The following is a 14940-nucleotide window of genomic DNA, read 5'->3' on the forward strand; positions in this document are numbered from 1 at the left end:
ATCCCCAGTTCTTAAATAAGTTGGCTCGTAAAAATCCGCAGGATGGCATTTATAAAATCTTGCGGATCGCGAGTAATAATTTCATCCAAATTATTCATAACGGCTGTACTCAGGGCAAACCCAATTAATTTTTGCAATAAATGCTGAAAAAGAATTTCAGCGTTGAGTTTCCTGGTGTTTTCCCAACCTGCGAAAATCTCCAAGTTTATTCCATCCGGCTACTTAATAGCGAATGACGACTTCTCTGCTTACGTCTTCCTTTAGTTAGAAATCTTGTGATATCTTTGCCACCTTATTGATGGATTTCTAATGGGGATCATATCTGTCTCTAGCGGGGTTAAACTTCCATGATTTATTCGTTAATTTTCTTTAAGTAAGTGAAAACCTGTTTCTTGAACAAAAGAGACAAAGCAATTATTAATTTTCCGGAGGGTTAAGTATGACATCAGGCACTTTACACGCATACGATCAAGGTAAACAAGCTTTTCAAGGCATGGATGTAGACCAGCAGCTTGCCGTGCTGTGGTTTGTGTACACCAAGATGGGTAAATCTGTTACACCAGCCGCTCCAGGTGCTTCTGGTTCTGAGATTGCTCAGGGATTGTTCAATCAAGTTAAGGAACTATCCCATGAAGAACAGCTGCAAGTTCAGCGTGACATTGCTTCTAAAGCGAATACACAAATTAGCCGCGAATATGGTTCTCTGAGTCCAGAAACCAAACTAGCGTTTTGGTACTTTTTAGCGCAAGGAATGGATAGTGGTACCATTATTCCGATGCCTCCTAACTATGAACTTTCCCAAGCTGGAAAAGACTTGCTAGCAAAAATTGAAGGAATGGACTTCCAGCACCAAATCGATTTTCTACGCGGTGCGGTGCTACCGATGGGTGCTGAGGCTGCTGGGGGTTCTGACATCTAGAAAGAATATTTAATTTCCTGTTGAATTCCTCCTTTATACCCCCGCTATGTTGTTAAGCAATTAGCGGGTTTTTTTACTGATATTTTGCACAAATCCGGTAGCCTACTCGAAATTCAAATTCCGGGGTAACAGCTCAAGTCCATCAAAATGGACTTGAAGCTTTGAGACTTTGGAATTTTAGCCCAGATGAATTCCGAGAGGCCGATTCGTTTGTGTAGCTCCAAGTTGTAATGTGTGAGCTACAGCAAGTTTCGCAAGAAGTTTAGTTTTTAAGGGTAGCTAAATTCAACTTCCCTGGCTGTTACTGTTGTGCCTACTGCTTCTGGCGCACCGACTACTAAATTCATCTCGTCGCAGTAAACAGTTAGTAAAGGCTGACCTAAGTTCAACTGGGAAAAAGGGCTTTCTGCTGGGATTTCTAGCTTGCCACTCATTGCCTTTAGTTGAGATTCAAGCTGACTTTTGAAGAAAAGCAAATCGTAATTTTGGCTACTAAACGCAGTTCCGATTAATGGCTGTCGCCACCATGTAGAGATGGGCAATAGGCCGTCTGTGTAGCTGAGACTGCATAGTAACCGATCGCCTTGACGGACGGTGACACCAGCGCGATCGCCTTTTTCCCAGGTAAACTCAGCAAGTTCCTTCGGTAAACCCCAGATTCTTCTCCCACCAGCAACAGAATCGGCATTATCTACATAGATGTGGGACACCCAACCGCCGAACTTGTCTTCATATTTGACCATCGCTGGGATAACAATTAACTCGCTATACTCCAACACGGAACCCGATCCGTAGTAGGAAAGATAAACCCCGCCTAGGGTTTTTCCAGGAAAAACTGAGACGATTTCTAACTCTGGAGGGATGAAGGGACGCGATCGCTCAACATCTATCAAGTGCAGGGTTTGTAGCGCGTAACCCTGGAGTGTCCAAGGTGCTTGTGGATATGACATTTTCAACTCCTACAATCATATTCATTTTTATTAAGACTTTTTCCTAAACAAATAAACATCATCACGTTGATAGGTTAATTGAAATCCTGGGGTATTTTTTAGTTGATTTGCCAGCTTGGCAGCGAACTCTTGGCTACCAGTCCCGCCAGCACCGCCTGGATAACGCACATTGAGCAATATATACTCAAAAGGAGATAGATCGGCAGGGAGCGGACTCAGATCGTCCACTAATTTGATCGTCTGGCGGTGAGTTAAATGAGGTGCAATCCGATTGGTGGTTAACACACCGCCTTTCGTTTGAACTTGAGCGATCGCTTCTCGCGCTGCTTGCCAAGTATCAACAGAATTTTGATATTTCGACCAAAAATAGCCATACTTTCCTAATGCTAAGAAAGCCACTATCGACCATACGATTATTGCCCGTTTGTCTCGCAACCAACTTCGATTTGCGGCAAGGCTGGAAATGACAGCCAGCATCAAAAAAGGCAGAATTGGCAAAGAATATTGGTGGAGTAAATCCCGTTGGTGTGGTTTGTCGGAAAGAATGTTTAACGCCAACGCGGGAATCGCACTTACTAGAGGAGTCATGTGTCGGGGAGAAAGTCCCCAAATTACTGGCAAAACCAACAGTGCCAGATATTCGAGTGTCTTAAATGAGAAAATTCTTCCCAATATCAACTCAGGCTTAAACAGGAGATTTCTAGCAATATCTAGAACTGAGTTACCGAGATAGCTGTAACGTGAAACGGCAGCTACTTCGCTACCGCTGAAAGATGGAATAATTAGCTGAGTTGCAATTAGGAACCAAGCGATACCAGCAGAAAGAGCAAATGCACCACATAAACGCCGCTTCTCAAACATCAGCAGCCAAATCCCCATTGCTGTGACAGTAAGGGATAAAACAGCTTTACACCCCAAAATAAAAATAATACTGACACAAAACCAGCCAATTCGATTTTGTCTAGCACACCATACCGCTGCTAAAAATGCGGGAACCGCCATCACTTCTGGATGGAATTCAAATAAATTTGCATTAAAAATCAGCGGGTAAAGCAAGTAGACTGCTGATATTGTGATTGCTTGCGATTCTTTCAACCCCGCTTGACGCGCTAGGTGCCACATTGGTAAAGCACCTAAAGACAAAGCGATGGCTTGTACTACTAACAACCAATGAACATTGGGATAAATTTTGTACAGGAAAGACAATAGATAAACTGCCCAAGCAGCATGGTTTCCCATGTGATGAAAGCCAAGAATCGAAGAAATTGGCGGCTGTCCCTGACTCATTAAATAAACCACTTGGTCATAAATTCCCAAGTCATAAGCCCCCGATTGAAACATGGAGTGTCGTAGGCTACTGCACGCGAATAATATTACGGCACTTGTGCCAATCATCAATGACAGGGCACTCGGCTTGATTCGTGTTTCTTTCATAAGATATTTTTCCCGCAGAGAACGCAGAGAATTAGCGATTGCTGGTTACTTTACGTCCTAATCTAAACCCAACCTAAAAGTGAAAAGCTGAATTTTTTGACATTTTAAATAGAAATCATATCCTTAGTTAGACGCTAAATTTTTTGACACTTTAAATAAATAGAATATCCTTCATCAGCAGATTCACTCAGTCCAACTGCATCAATCAGTTCTAGGCGACTAAATCTTCCCCTTCTTAAACTAAAAGGCATCGGGGAGACAGCCTTTTTATCTACGACTTTAAATCCAAATTTTTCTATGTCGTTAATTAAATCTTCTGGGCAGTATTCTATTTTATGTTCCGGATGAACAAAGCCCATTCTAACTTGTAAACGAGTAAGTTTTCGATTGGGAGTATCTAAACAAAAATAACCTCCCGGTTTTAGGACACGATGAACTTCCATAAATACTTTTTCAGCTTCATTTTCTGTAATGTGTTCAATACTTTGCCCTGACCAAACCAAATCAATTATTTCATTTTCAAAATTAGATAAATCCGTCATGGATTGATAATAATAAGTTACTTTAGTGCCTTGAGGCGTTGTTACTTCATTTGTAGATAGGATAGCGGAACCGAACATTCTTTGTTCAGGAGGCAAATCAATAATGTGGACTCGATCGGGAATAGAAGGATACCCCATCGCTAGTAAGCTTCCTTCTATGAGATGACCAGCAGCACCCCCAAGATCCAATATGACCTTAGCAGGAGGAAGGTGTTCTCGGACAAGGGTTAAACGCGCTAAATGGTGGGAAAGAATTCCATTCGTTTTGAATAACTTTCTTTCAGTTTCAGCAGGAATCATCAAAAATGAAAAGACTAATGATGTCCGTGTTATTTCACCGGAATCTAGCTTTTCTAAATAAAATTGAACTTCTTCATCTAAAGAAGGTGAATTAATCAAATATTTATAAAGGTTAATTATATAGTTTTCATTATTTACTTTGATTTTGGTTAGCTGATAGAAGGAATTAACCGTTAAAAAAATTGAAATTAAAAGTAAGTCGAAGGGATAAAATATTACATACCTAAAAACTTTAAACGCTAGAAGCTTTTTGTTTCGTAATGAGTTTTCCATATTTTGAATCAAATATTAATCAAAAATAACCTAGAATGAAAATTAGAGATATATAGCAACTTTATTTGAGTTGTACGCCAATATTCGCCTTAATAGAGACGCGATTAATCGCATCTCTACAGAAGATCGCAAATTTTCAGGATTGCTATATAAAGCCATCGGATTAGTTTATTGTGAATTTAGCATACTGGTCGCGGTTCTTGTAAAACTTCGTTTAGTGAAAGTTGATTTGATTTTGATAGTGCAAAAATCACAGCATTTTAGGGAAATTTAATAGCTGGACGATCGCATTTGTAAGGGCGAAGATTTCCCCCCTCCTTTTGCCTTTTGGTTTTTTCTTATCCTGCCCAAAGGTGTTGGGCAAATCGAATCGATAGCGGAACAAGTAAAACGGTAAAGAAGCCGATTGTGGCATATCCCCAACGCGGGTGATGGGAAAGTAATAAGCCAAGCGCGATCGCAAGTGACACAATGCCGTAAGCAATCCGCCCAATCGACCAAGTTCCTCCGGAGGACAAAATTAACCCCAAGCCGCAAAAGCCATAAATTACGGTCACTAAACTGAGTTGATTCCGGAAGTGCCATAACAAGTAGCCACCCCCTACTAACGAAACCGTATTAATCAACGGATCGCCTGCTTGTAACCACAAAATTAACCATAAAACACAAAAGCCGTATCCGACTTTAACCGAACCTAATTTTTGACGGAATCGCCACAGCAAATAGGCACAGCCGACAAGGATTAAAAACAGTAGCGGATGCCAAGGATCTTTAATCCCGCCATACTTCCAATTTGCTGTACCAATCGAAATTTGCATCAGCATTTTCCACCAACCCTGCCAATCGAAACCAACTGAAGGTCGCCATCCTCGCTGTGCTTGAATAAACGCGAAAGGGTCTGCAAATCGAATCCAGCAATACAAACTAAATAGAAGCAACCCTCCCGCAGTCGCTAGACTGGCAACGTAGGCGATAAGAGGTCTGCGTTCTTTCCACGCTGCAATCAGAAAGGCGGGGATGAGGGCAATTCCGGTGGGACGGGTGGCAGTTGCTAATGCACCGCACAGGGATAACCAGGCATATTGGCGTTTATCAAAGGCTCGTAAAGCCGCAGTGCTGAAGAATAAAAATAGCCCTTCTGTGTAAATTACGGTTCCAAAGAGGGAAAAGGGACACCAAGCTAATACGGCACTTGCCCACCGTGCAGCACTTCTACCATGACGTTCTTCGACCCAAAAGTATACAAGAGCGATCGCTCCTAATAATGCCAAATTATTTACGAGCGTGCCTGCGACTTCAAACGGCAAGCCGAGGGTCATCACTCCCCGGATGAGTAAAGGGAAAACGGGGAAAAAAGCAACATTATGTCCTTGTCCGTCATTCGCGTATTCGTAACCAGAGACAGCGATCGCTCGATAATGAATGCTATCCCAGCCCTCAAAAACTCCCCAGCCAGATGTAGGCATTATGTTTGAGGGACTTGGAAGTGCAGGCGCGATCGCCATCATTGCGATCGCAATGATGAGTCGGCTGCTTAGCCACATTGCCGTTGCAAAGACGAACCCATTCGCCCATATCTCCTTTTTTTCAACAGCAGTGGTTTCCACAGTTGCAGCGTATTTTTGCATAGATGCCCCACTCAGTTGATCTTCCCAATCTTATTGATTGACACTCATCCAGCCCACGATTGAGGGCTTATGGTCAGTAATAATACCCCGATCTTTATCAATCCGCTCAGATGAGATGTTAAGGATGAACCCCAAGCAATTTATAGTGGAATTGCCCCTGAATCCTTAAATGATTGTGAAAGCGATTACTCTCCTTGGCTCCACTGGCTCTATCGGGACTCAGACGCTAGATATTGTGGCTCAAAACCCGGAAAAGTTCAAAATCGTGGGGTTGGCAGCAGGGCGCAACGTGCCAATGCTTGCCGCACAGATTCGGCAGTTCCAACCGGAAATAGCCGCTATCTGTCAAGAAGACAAATTGTCTCAACTGAAAGAAGCGATCGCAGACCTCGACCCCCAACCAATCCTGTTAAGTGGGGAAACTGGGGTCGTTGAAGTCGCCCGCTACGGGAATGCGGAAACTGTCGTCACCGGAATTGTGGGCTGTGCGGGGTTATTACCGACCATTGCCGCGATTGAAGCCGGGAAAGATATTGCTTTAGCGAATAAGGAAACTTTGATTGCGGGTGCTCCCGTAGTGCTGCCGCTGGTAGAGAAACACGGCGTGAAGCTGTTGCCAGCGGACTCTGAGCATTCTGCAATTTTTCAGTGTCTCCAAGGCGTCCCCAAAGGCGGCTTGCGACGGATTCTGCTCACGGCTTCTGGCGGTTCCTTCCGAGATTTGCCAGTCGAGAAATTAGCCTCAGTCACGGTTGCAGACGCCCTGAAGCATCCCAATTGGTCGATGGGTCGCAAAATCACCATTGACTCCGCTACGTTGATGAATAAGGGGCTGGAAGTGATTGAGGCGCACTTCCTTTTTGGCATGGATTACGATGGCATCGAGATTGTCATCCATCCCCAAAGCATTATTCACTCGCTGATTGAGTTGCAAGATACGTCAGTCTTAGCTCAGTTGGGTTGGCCTGATATGCGTTTACCGCTACTCTATGCTTTATCCTGGCCTGAGCGAATTTATACCGACTGGGAACCGCTAGATTTGGTGAAAGCTGGGAATCTCACTTTCAAAGAACCCGACCACGAGAAGTATCCTTGTATGCAATTGGCTTATGCGGCGGGTCGTGCAGGCGGTTCGATGCCTGCTGTTTTGAATGCGGCGAACGAACAGGCAGTGGCGCTATTTTTAGAAGAAAAAATTCAATTTTTGGATATTCCCCGTTGCATCGAATCAGTTTGCGATCGCTTTACTTCCCAAAACCGCCCAACTCCTACTCTCGATGACATCATTGCCGCAGACAAATGGGCAAGACAGGAAGCACTTGAGGTCAGTCAGCAGTTGCACAAAGGTAGTAGCGCCGCAGTCATGCGTTAGGGTATTTCCTGGTCTTCCTTCAATCACTCAGCAACTCATTTTCTACCTCGAACAAAAAACTTTGTGGTGTCTTCCCAGACACCTTTCTCGGTTGCTAGTTTATCAATTTCTGCTCTGTACTCAACTTGAAACCGCTCTAATTGTTCCGGTGATAGTTCGGTCAACAACGGATTGCCTTTAAAACTTAAATTAATTCTCTTCGAGGATAGTTCGTCATTTCTTATATTGCGATACCGTCCAGACGGCTCAATTTTGATTTCGATATCTCTAAAACCTGCCTGTTGTAGCAAATTCCGACACTTTTCTGGAGTACCGAGTGTTTCGAGGATGTGTGGCAGCGATATGCCCAATACTCTAGCGCAGATAGTCCTGTAAACATCTCCCAGATAAGCCGTTTCAGGAGGACAGGTAAATGCTACAAATCCTCCTGTTTTCAGGAAGCGATACCACTTTTTCAAACTAGCAGGAATATCAGTAAAAAGTACAATTGCCTCGCAGCAAAAGATAGCCTCAAAACTACCATCATTAAAGTTGATTGATTCTGCATCTGCCTCAATCAACTCGATGTTTTGTAAGCAAGCTGCTTCAACTTTAACTCTAGCTTGATGGAGCATTCCTGGAGACATATCTATGCCAATGATATTGCCTTCTGAACCTACTTTTTGAGCGGCGGGAATCGCTACTAAACCCGTTCCAGTAGCAACATCAAGGATTTTATCCCCCTTCTGAATGGGGACAGATTCAAGTAGGAGATTGGCTTCAAGTGGATGGCGTGTTCCTTCCTCGAAATCGTAGGCAGTTCTACTATTGTAAAATTCAATTACCTGTTGCTTGTAACTATTCATAATTCGATGAAGTTATCAACGTATGCAAGTACAGCAGTCCTATTTGAGTTGTAAAAAAGTAAACCGCTTTAGGACGCAGATAAAGAGAAGCCAGGATTTTGCAATTCTTAAAAGTGAAAGGATTGCTATATATAGCAATCCTATTTAATTGATGAACTCTTCTTTTTTCCTTTCGTGTACTAAGCGTCTTTGCGGTTCCTAATAAAAAAATGAGCGCGCTCTAGCCGCTTATTCCACTGTTACCGATTTTGCCAAATTCCGAGGCTGATCTACATCTAAGCCGCGAAGCGCTGCAATGTGATAAGCCAACAGTTGCAACGGAATTACTGTGAGGATGGGAGAAAGCAACTCTTCCACAGCAGGAACGGGCAACAAATCATCAAACGTTTCCGCTGCTTCTGGGTCGTTCATCGGCGTCACACCAATTAAGCGGGAATCCCGCGCTTTTGCTTCCTGAGCATTTGAGAGGACTTTTTCGTAAACAGTCCCCGGCATGGCGATCGCTACTACCGGAACTTTCGCATCCAGCAGTGCAATCGGGCCGTGTTTCATCTCTCCAGCCGGATAACCTTCGGCGTGGATATAGCTGATTTCTTTCAGTTTCAGCGCCCCTTCCAAGGCAATCGGGAAATTAATCCCCCGTCCTAAAAAGATAAAATCTTTTGTTTCGGCAAAATCGTGAGTCAGATGCTCAATATAACGCTCCTGACTTTCTAAAATTAGTTCAATCTGCGCTGGCAACTGTCGTAAGCCAATTAAAATTTGCTCTAACCGAATTGCCGATACCGTCTGACGCCGATAAGCTAAATCCAGCGCCAAACAGTAAAACGCCATCAGCTGGGCAACAAAGGTTTTTGTCGCCGCTACTCCAATTTCAATTCCCGCATGGGTTTCGATAATCTGGGGCACCATCGTCCCCAAAGTGCTTTCTGGACGATTGGTAATCCCTAGCAATCGCGTCTGAAATTGGGACGGCTGAGTGGCACGACGCTGGGATTCCATTGCCAAAGCCGCCAGCGTATCCGCTGTTTCTCCAGATTGGGTAACACCAATGGTCAGCGTATTGGCAGTGAGAGGCGCGGGTGCATAGCGAAACTCAGAGGCATACTGCACGATGGTGGGAATTCCCGCTAACTGTTCCAGCAGGTATTTACCCACCAGTCCGGCGTGCCAACTGGTACCGCAGGCAAGAATTTGAATGTGTTCTAAATTCTCGTACAGTGACGCTGGTAAATTCAGTTTAATGGGAGATTGACGAGAGTCGGCGTTCCAATCTGCGTTCAGGTAAGCTTCTAAACAAGCGCGAACCACTCCCGGTTGCTCGTAAATTTCCTTGAGCATAAAGTGTTTGAATCCCTGTTTTTCCACCTGTACGGGATTCCAACTCAGCGTCCGGGGACTTTTCTTCAGCCTATCGCCTGCGAAATTGTACACCTCAACGCCAATCGGGGTCATTCTTGCCAATTCACCATTTTCCAGGGTCAGGACGGCACGAGTGTGGGGAACCAGGGCCGGAGTATCAGAGGCGCAGAAAAACTCTCCTTGACCGAAACCAATGGTGAGGGGAGCTTGTTGCCGTGCCACAATCAATTCATCGGGATAGTCAGCACAGATAACTGCGATCGCAAACGCTCCCTCCAGTTTATTCACCGCCTGCCGTACCGCTTCTAAAAAGGAAGAATGCTGACTTGTCGCCGCTGAGTTGTGTACCTGCTGTGTCATCACTTCAGCCATTAATTGCGGGATTGCCTCTGTATCTGTCCCCGCCTTCGTTACTGCTTGCCGCACTGCCTCTAAAAACGGAGCCTGCTGAGGCGTAGAACCTGAGTTGTTGACTTGCTGTCCAATTAGTTCCGCAATTAACTGGGGGATTAACTCCGTATCCGTCCCGGTTTTCGTCACCGCCAGCCGCACCGCCTCTAAAAACGGAAACGGTTGAGCTGTCGCCGCCGCCTGCTGCGCTTGCTGTGCCATTAATTCGGCGATTAAGTGGGGAATCACCTCGGTATCCGTCTCTGAGCGAAACTCGTGTCCCTTGGCTTTGAGTTCTTCTCGCAATTCCCGATAATTTTCAATAATCCCGTTTTGGACTACCGCGATTCGCTTCGCCGTATCTGTGTGGGGATGGGCGTTGTATTCTTCTGGCTTGCCGTGAGTCGCCCAACGGGTGTGTCCAATGCCAATCGTCGCCGGATTAACTTCTCGTTGTAGCTTTTCGCGCAGGTTGTAGAGTTTGCCCTTTGCCCGCACGCAATGGATATCACCTTCCAAGACTGTGGCGATACCGGCAGAATCGTAGCCCCGATACTCCAGTTTTTCCAAGCCTGCCAGCAAAATTTCTGTCGCCGCTTGAGTGCCAATATAGCCAACGATTCCGCACATATATCACAACACTCCTGTTCACACTTAAACTAAAAAGCTACTGGGCTATCCCAGGAACGTCAAGGTCAACAACATTGTATTGGTTACGGGCGATCGCGCTCTTATTCCGCAAAAAAGAGGGAGCAATTTGCCCCCTCAATGCCTTGGAATCGGAATGATAAAAAGTGTTTTCAAGCCAGCTTGTTAGTATGCCAAGCCCATGCTGCGAGTCGTTTCAGCATTGCTCAAATAAACTCGGATGCTCAAAAAGTCGGTAGGACAGGCAGTTTCGCACCGCTTGCAACCTACACAATCTTCAGTCCGAGGAGATGAGGCAATCTGTTGAGCTTTACAGCCATCCCAGGGAACCATCTCTAGGACGTCCGTTGGGCAAGCGCGAACGCATTGGGTGCATCCAATGCAGGTGTCATAGATTTTAACGGTATGAGACATCGAAAAACGGCTCCTTTCTGAGTGTTCTCTACTAATGACACTAGAATCAAGGCTTAGTTTACCGCAGGCGCATAGACGCCTCTGCAAAAGGCCACAGAACTTCAAACTCTGTAATAGATTGCCCCTAATTGCGACTTTCCGACAAAGGCGGGGAAATCCCTCTGTCTCAAGGCGGTTTGCCTCACCGGCAAAGCTGGGGTGCCTTCGACATCATAAAGAAGTGTGAACGAAAGGCTTAACTCAGTTGAACAAAATTCAATTCCAGCGTTCGACACAGAGAAGTTTTAACCCTTGGGAATCGACTATGACACTGATTCGTTGGCAACCTTTTCAAGAAATGGCAACCCTGCGCCGTCAAATGGATCGAATGTTTGACGAACTGGCAAGCGTTAATCGGGATGCTCCAATCACCTGGAAGCCTGCGATTGAGCTGCAAGATACAGAGGATAGCTTAATCCTGCGGGCACAAATTCCTGGCATCGAAGCCAAAGACCTTGATATCCGCATTTCTCGTGAAGCGGTAGTGATTACAGGCGAACGCCGCTACGAAAAGAAAGAACAAGAAGGCGGTTACGTCCGTTCTGAGTTCCGCTACGGAAACTTTCAGCGAGTAATTTCTCTGCCTGTTGCGATTCACAACGATCGCGTCCAGTCTGAATTTAAGGATGGCGTCCTGATGCTGACGCTGCCCAAAGTAACGTCAGTTCGCGATCGCGTGGTCAAGCTCAATCTAGCAGATAGTACCAGTGCGGCTCCAGAAGTCACTGACGCACCCGTTGCTGACACGAAGAAGCCCGAAGCAACTGAGAGTGCTGAACCAGCTAGCGTCTGGGATTAATCCAGATAATTTTCGGTTAATCCGTAGCCGCGAAAACTTCTTAGTTTAACCACTCAACCGCTGAGCATCAGCAACTCAGCGGTTATTTTTCGCCTTCTTCCAGAAGTCGGGAAAATCCCCCAAAAGGCAATTCGGTTTTCCTCACTGACGTAACCAGACTGTTTTGACATTATAAAAACGTGGGAACTAAAAGCTTCATCCCATTGAACAAATTTCAATTTAAGCATTTAGTCACTGCAAATTGGAGGTAACTGTTTTATGGCACTGATTCGTTGGCAACCCTTCCAAGAAATGGAAACTCTACGTCGTCAAATGGATCAAATGTTTGATGAACTTGCCGGAAGCGATCGCGTAGCTTCTCGCCAGTACAGCACAACTTGGAAGCCTGCCATTGAACTCCAAGACACTGAAGACCATCTGATCCTGCGGGCTGAAATTCCAGGCGTAGAAGGCAAGGACATTGATGTCCAAATCACTCGTGAAGCGATCGCCATTAGCGGCGAACATCGCTTTGAGAAGAAGAACGAAGAAAAAGGCTTCTTCCGCTCCGAGTTCCGCTATGGGAGCTTCCAGCGCGTGATTCCTCTGCCAGTGCCCATTCAGAACGACCAAGCCAAGGCTGACTTCCAGAATGGCATCCTGACATTGACCCTACCGAAAGTCACAGAAGCGCGGCGTACTGTCGTCAAACTCAATTTAGGCGGCACCAATACGACTCCAGAGTTGACCAGTCAGTCAACTCCTGAAGCCAACCACGCTAGCGTGAACTAATCTTGCCCTTGCCCTCCTGAAGGGTCTTGAGCCGAGGTAAGAAACAATAGCTTATATTTAGTTATCTAACCGCTGAGTGGTCTTCAGTCTGCAACTACTAATACAATCTGCGAATCTACTGACCCAATTAAAGAATCCATAATCCAAAATGCTAATGAGTGAGTAACAATAACTTTCCATTCTTTTGTACGGTGAGTTGACTCAATGAGCTTGCAAGCCAATTTGTTAAATCATTGCGTCAACCCACTTGTACGCATCCCATTAATCGTCAATTTCTACGGCTGTGAACGTACTAGGAATGCGAGATTCAATAAATTCCTGCGATACGTTAGGAACTGCCAGCTTATTCTCTTGGGAAGACTTGAGTGGTGGAACGTTAAACTCAAGCGCAGAGGTATCAGGATTTCGGCGGGCGATTAAACGGGTACCATCCAGAATTGTATAAGTGGCAGGTGTTGACTCAATGCCTGCAACGTTAATACCACTCGGTAAATAAATTCCCTGGCAATCCCAGCCTTCAGGCGTTGTCTCACCGTCTGCTAGGAAGTAGAGACTGTTATCGCCAGTCTTCGATTCTTCAGAGGCGGGGCCAAAGATGCCGATTGTGTTCCCAGTTTGATTGCTGCATTGTCCCCAGGTGACACCCGACTCGATTGCGGCTTTTTGCAAGGTCAATTCGTCAATTCGCTGTTGCACTTCTGGAGGGACATCCTGGCTTTCCTGGAGTGCTGATAAACCGTTTAGCGTTTTTGTCACCTGAATATAGTCAGGATTTTTGGATACCTTGGGTCGATCTGCCAGAGAGGGTTGGGCGATCGCTAGGTTCACCACAAATATCACTAGGGCGAGCGCAATTTTGAAAAGATTCTTCATGTTTTTCTCTTGTGACAACCAGAAAGGCTTTCTCAATGTTCTTGTGTCTTTTGTCCAGACTGGCTATCCAGACTGGCGATCCGGTTTGGCAAGAATCTATTGCAGAAGCATAAATTCATCCTACGTAATCACAATTTATAAAAGCAAACACTCTTTTTTGTTGAATCGATAAACTCAATTGATTGAGCAACTGGCATTACTGAAATTACCCGCAATTTGCACCAACGCTGTTCTGGGTAACAACCAGGGTTGGAAAAGTCGAATTCATAACGCTTAGCCTAAGTCAATCACTTCAATTTATTAATTCAACAAGAAAGAGTATTTGCTCTTATACTTTAAGCGCCATACAGTGAAACTATAGCAAGTGCAGCACAAATACAAAAAACCCCTAAGCGCACTCATCAAAGCATTAAACGAATTTGAAGTTGCAAGAGGTAACAGCGTGAACTCCACTCAATCCAGTCAACCCGGTATCAACGAATCGCAACAAGCCCCTGTCGTTCTGAAACAACCACAATTTTCAAAGATTCAACCACCTGTGAAGAAGCCCTTAACGTTTGGGCAAAAGGTGGCAGACAAAATGGCAACTAAAGTAGGTTCTTGGGCGTTTCTGATTGGACAATCAACCGTTCTTGCTGGATGGGTAGGTTGCAACCTGATACCGGGACTGCCTCACTGGGATGAGTCTCCCTTCATGATGTTGAACCTGGTATTCTCCTTTGCCTCTGCTTATACCGCTCCCGTCGTCTTGATGAGCCAGAACCGCCAATCAGAAGAAGATCGGGAAAGTGCGAATCACAACTACCAGATCACGTTACAAGCCGCTCAAAACCTCGAACTGATCCACGAAAAGCTGGATGCTGACTATGCCAAGAAACTAGACGAGCTAACTGTATTAATCAAGCAACAACACCAAGCAGCGAGCGAAGTCAAGGTTGTGTTCGTACCGGCTCAAGACTTGAATGAGTTGGAGCATCACTCCAACAAGATTGCAACGGTGGCTGTTCTCAATAGCCACTCCAGAAAACAGGCTTCCTAAACATTTTCAATAATTTAGCTCGAAGTAACGGTCAACGACTAGCTAGAAATGCTAAAAATGATGCCTTTACGATTCTCGTGGCTTATTTATTAATCCTTTCGTCATTCGTAGGTTTTGAGCTTCGTTGTGAGACGTATTCTCTTCAAAACATCTCTCACAATCCCAACAGGATTGCTACAGCGTCGCGCCAAAAGTTCGGATAGACACAACAGAATTTGGAGCATGAACTAGACCTCCTGCATGAATCAGGAGGCATGTGCCAGTTCGTAGTTCAGCAAGCCAGCAATTAGGTTTAAGCGCAAACCAAATCTCTGCCTGCGATTGCGATAACGTCCTGAAAAA

General features: G+C 45.2%; 14 protein-coding genes and 1 pseudogene. 5 read left to right on the forward strand and 10 right to left on the reverse strand.

All coding sequences use genetic code 11. The annotated features are described in order from the left end of the window. Positions 1-11: 11 nt before the first annotated feature. The gene (locus NDA06_RS18445) at positions 12-203 is read right to left on the reverse strand and encodes a hypothetical protein (protein ID WP_190410532.1); all 192 of its coding nucleotides are present in this window, start codon (positions 201-203) and stop codon (positions 12-14) included. 236 nt (positions 204-439) lie between these two features. Between NDA06_RS18445 and NDA06_RS18450 the strand changes: the two genes are divergently transcribed. Next, entirely contained in the window at positions 440-919 is a 480-nt protein-coding gene (locus tag NDA06_RS18450; protein WP_190410531.1) for an orange carotenoid protein N-terminal domain-containing protein, read from the forward strand. Between the two features lie 269 nt (positions 920-1188). Here NDA06_RS18450 and NDA06_RS18455 read toward each other — a convergent pair whose 3' ends face one another. The 4 genes from NDA06_RS18455 to NDA06_RS18470 all read right to left on the reverse strand — a co-directional run bounded on the left by NDA06_RS18455 (position 1189) and on the right by NDA06_RS18470 (position 6046). Then, the gene (locus NDA06_RS18455) at positions 1189-1869 is read right to left on the reverse strand and encodes an acetoacetate decarboxylase family protein (RefSeq protein WP_190985938.1); all 681 of its coding nucleotides are present in this window, start codon (positions 1867-1869) and stop codon (positions 1189-1191) included. Between the two features lie 30 nt (positions 1870-1899). Further along, positions 1900-3303: a DUF2079 domain-containing protein gene (locus NDA06_RS18460; RefSeq protein WP_242047458.1), complete on the reverse strand. Its 1404-nt coding sequence runs from the start codon at positions 3301-3303 to the stop codon at positions 1900-1902. Between the two features lie 134 nt (positions 3304-3437). Next, positions 3438-4418: a methyltransferase domain-containing protein gene (locus tag NDA06_RS18465; protein ID WP_190985939.1), complete on the reverse strand. Its 981-nt coding sequence runs from the start codon at positions 4416-4418 to the stop codon at positions 3438-3440. Between the two features lie 338 nt (positions 4419-4756). Then, positions 4757-6046, reverse strand: a complete 1290-nt coding sequence (locus NDA06_RS18470; protein ID WP_199324091.1) for a mannosyltransferase family protein — start codon at positions 6044-6046, stop codon at positions 4757-4759. A gap of 175 nt (positions 6047-6221) precedes the next feature. On the opposite strand from NDA06_RS18470, the gene dxr reads away from it, so the two are divergent. After that, positions 6222-7418, forward strand: coding sequence for a 1-deoxy-D-xylulose-5-phosphate reductoisomerase (gene dxr, locus NDA06_RS18475; RefSeq protein WP_190985955.1), 1197 nt, complete (start codon positions 6222-6224; stop codon positions 7416-7418). Positions 7419-7453: 35 nt separating this feature from the next. Here dxr and NDA06_RS18480 read toward each other — a convergent pair whose 3' ends face one another. From NDA06_RS18480 to psaC, 3 genes are all read right to left on the reverse strand, one after another. Further along, the gene (locus NDA06_RS18480; protein WP_190985940.1) at positions 7454-8263 is read right to left on the reverse strand and encodes a methyltransferase domain-containing protein; all 810 of its coding nucleotides are present in this window, start codon (positions 8261-8263) and stop codon (positions 7454-7456) included. 228 nt (positions 8264-8491) lie between these two features. Beyond that, complete coding sequence (gene glmS, locus NDA06_RS18485; RefSeq protein WP_242047459.1) at positions 8492-10645, reverse strand: glutamine--fructose-6-phosphate transaminase (isomerizing); 2154 nt, start codon at positions 10643-10645, stop codon at positions 8492-8494. A 183-nt stretch (positions 10646-10828) separates the two neighbouring features. Further along, positions 10829-11077 carry a photosystem I iron-sulfur center protein PsaC gene (psaC, locus tag NDA06_RS18490; protein ID WP_089128523.1) on the reverse strand — a complete coding sequence of 83 codons (249 nt, stop codon included), beginning with the start codon at positions 11075-11077 and terminating at the stop codon, positions 10829-10831. 304 nt (positions 11078-11381) lie between these two features. On the opposite strand from psaC, the gene NDA06_RS18495 reads away from it, so the two are divergent. Beyond that, on the forward strand, positions 11382-11915 hold the full coding sequence (locus tag NDA06_RS18495) for an Hsp20/alpha crystallin family protein (protein WP_190410513.1): 534 nt from the start codon (positions 11382-11384) through the stop codon (positions 11913-11915). A 258-nt stretch (positions 11916-12173) separates the two neighbouring features. Beyond that, positions 12174-12686, forward strand: a complete 513-nt coding sequence (locus tag NDA06_RS18500) for an Hsp20/alpha crystallin family protein (RefSeq protein WP_190673471.1) — start codon at positions 12174-12176, stop codon at positions 12684-12686. 261 nt (positions 12687-12947) lie between these two features. On the opposite strand, the gene NDA06_RS18505 is transcribed toward NDA06_RS18500, so the two are convergent. Beyond that, positions 12948-13559, reverse strand: a complete 612-nt coding sequence (locus NDA06_RS18505; RefSeq protein ID WP_190525265.1) for a hypothetical protein — start codon at positions 13557-13559, stop codon at positions 12948-12950. 442 nt (positions 13560-14001) lie between these two features. Here NDA06_RS18505 and NDA06_RS18510 point away from each other — a divergent pair, with 442 nt between their 5' ends. Continuing rightward, positions 14002-14598, forward strand: coding sequence for a DUF1003 domain-containing protein (locus NDA06_RS18510; protein WP_199324067.1), 597 nt, complete (start codon positions 14002-14004; stop codon positions 14596-14598). A gap of 245 nt (positions 14599-14843) precedes the next feature. On the opposite strand, the pseudogene NDA06_RS18515 reads toward NDA06_RS18510, so the two are convergent. After that, positions 14844-14940 (reverse strand): annotated as a pseudogene (locus tag NDA06_RS18515) (IS5/IS1182 family transposase); the annotation flags it as partial.

It is taken from the genome of Trichocoleus sp. ST-U1 (genome assembly GCF_039961835.1).
In the GTDB taxonomy this organism is placed as follows: domain Bacteria; phylum Cyanobacteriota; class Cyanobacteriia; order Cyanobacteriales; family FACHB-T130; genus FACHB-T130.

Excerpts from the sequence above, each read along its gene's own strand:
- NDA06_RS18450 (WP_190410531.1), top strand. The coding sequence starts at position 440 with ATGACATCAGGCACTTTACACGCATACGATCAAGGTAAACAAGCTTTT.
- NDA06_RS18455 (WP_190985938.1), bottom strand. The coding sequence starts at position 1,869 with ATGTCATATCCACAAGCACCTTGGACACTCCAGGGTTACGCGCTACAA.
- NDA06_RS18460 (WP_242047458.1), bottom strand. The coding sequence starts at position 3,303 with ATGAAAGAAACACGAATCAAGCCGAGTGCCCTGTCATTGATGATTGGC.
- NDA06_RS18465 (WP_190985939.1), bottom strand. The coding sequence starts at position 4,418 with ATGGAAAACTCATTACGAAACAAAAAGCTTCTAGCGTTTAAAGTTTTT.
- NDA06_RS18470 (WP_199324091.1), bottom strand. The coding sequence starts at position 6,046 with ATGCAAAAATACGCTGCAACTGTGGAAACCACTGCTGTTGAAAAAAAG.
- NDA06_RS18480 (WP_190985940.1), bottom strand. The coding sequence starts at position 8,263 with ATGAATAGTTACAAGCAACAGGTAATTGAATTTTACAATAGTAGAACT.
- glmS (WP_242047459.1), bottom strand. The coding sequence starts at position 10,645 with ATGTGCGGAATCGTTGGCTATATTGGCACTCAAGCGGCGACAGAAATT.
- psaC (WP_089128523.1), bottom strand. The coding sequence starts at position 11,077 with ATGTCTCATACCGTTAAAATCTATGACACCTGCATTGGATGCACCCAA.
- NDA06_RS18495 (WP_190410513.1), top strand. The coding sequence starts at position 11,382 with ATGACACTGATTCGTTGGCAACCTTTTCAAGAAATGGCAACCCTGCGC.
- NDA06_RS18500 (WP_190673471.1), top strand. The coding sequence starts at position 12,174 with ATGGCACTGATTCGTTGGCAACCCTTCCAAGAAATGGAAACTCTACGT.
- NDA06_RS18505 (WP_190525265.1), bottom strand. The coding sequence starts at position 13,559 with ATGAAGAATCTTTTCAAAATTGCGCTCGCCCTAGTGATATTTGTGGTG.